The following is a 676-nucleotide window of genomic DNA, read 5'->3' on the forward strand; positions in this document are numbered from 1 at the left end:
TCTGCTCGATGGCGGACCTGTTTCACGAGGACGTGCCCGATGCGTTCATCAACCGGGTATTGATGACGATGCACCGCACGCCCCGGCATACCTACCAACTCCTGACCAAACGCGCCGAACGGCTGCCCGATTTCTTCGCGAACCGCCCTGTCCCGCCCAACGTCTGGTTGGGCGTCACGGTCGAGGATCGCCGCCATGGGTTGCCACGCATCGCGCACCTGCGCCGGGTACCCGCTCGTGTCCGCTTCCTGTCGGTGGAGCCGCTGCTGGAAGACCTGGGGCCGCTGGACCTGGACGGGATCGACTGGGTGATCGTCGGCGGCGAATCCGGCCCGGACGCCCGGCCGATGCGCGAGTGGGCGCTGGCGGTGCGGGACCAATGCGAAGCGGCCGGCGCGGCGTTCCTGTTCAAGCAGTGGGGCACCGGGGGCGCCGATGGCGTCCACCGCGACAAGAAAGCCAACGGTCGGCTGCTGGCGGGGCGGTCGTGGGACGAGCGGCCGGAGTCGAGCGGGGCGCTGCTTTGAGAGGAGGAATGCGCCATGACCGTGGAAACCTCGAAAACCTCTGGCGACGGATTGCGTCTCACGCGCCGCTTCGACGCCGCGCCGGAGCGGGTGTTCGCCGCCTGGCTCGATCCCGGTGCGGTCAAGCAATGGCTGTTCGCCGCGCCCTC

1 protein-coding gene is annotated in these 676 nt (G+C 68.9%); it reads left to right on the forward strand.

Annotated features, from left to right (window positions below):
* A partial coding sequence (locus tag JNK74_29060) for a phage Gp37/Gp68 family protein (protein ID MBL7650230.1) occupies positions 1 to 527 on the forward strand: 527 nt, incomplete at its 5' end.
* Positions 528 to 676: the final 149 nt, after the last annotated feature.

The organism is Candidatus Hydrogenedentota bacterium, assembly GCA_016791475.1.
Classification (GTDB): domain Bacteria; phylum Hydrogenedentota; class Hydrogenedentia; order Hydrogenedentales; family JAEUWI01; genus JAEUWI01.